Genomic DNA, 604 nt, shown 5'->3' on the forward strand with positions numbered 1-604 from the left:
ACGAAGCCCGGCGCGAGGCCGGGCTTCGTGGGTGCTGCCGTGCGCGGGCCGGAGCCCGCGCCGTTCCAGAGGCTTAGTTCTGGACGTTCAGCTCGGTACGACGGTTGACCTCGCTCTTGCAGGCCGGGAAGGTCTGCGGGGTCGATTCCAGCGGACGGCTCTCGCCGTAGCCGACCGGACCCTGGAGGCGAGCGGCGTCGACGCCGTTGCTGGTCAGGTAGTCGTAAGCGGCCTTGGCGCGACGCTCCGACAGCTTCTGGTTGTAGTCGTCCTTACCGCACAGGTCGGTGTGGCCGGCCACTTCGACCTTCAGGTCGGGGTAGCGCTTCAGGATTTCGACGGCCTCGTTGAGGATCGCCACCGCGTCCGGACGCAGGGTCGACTTGTCGAAGTCGAAGTTCACGCCCTTCAGGTCGATGGTGACCGGCACCGGGCAGCCGTCCGGACCGATGGTCTGGCCAGCCTGCGAACCCGGGCACTTGTCGTCGCAGTTGTTCACGCCGTCGCCGTCGTCGTCCTTGTCGGCGCAGCCCGGCTCCACCACCGGAGCCGGAGCGACCGCAGCGACCGGCTCCGGACCCAGCGGGACGATGATGCCGACCGA

General features: G+C 68.5%; 1 protein-coding gene. It reads right to left on the reverse strand.

Annotated features, from left to right (window positions below; all coding sequences use genetic code 11):
- Positions 1–73: 73 nt before the first annotated feature.
- Positions 74–604 (reverse strand): OmpA family protein (locus AC3A57_RS22915; protein WP_487581011.1); only part of this gene is annotated, 531 nt, incomplete at its 5' end.

It is taken from the genome of Lysobacter sp. Soil_C_15 (assembly GCF_057657315.1).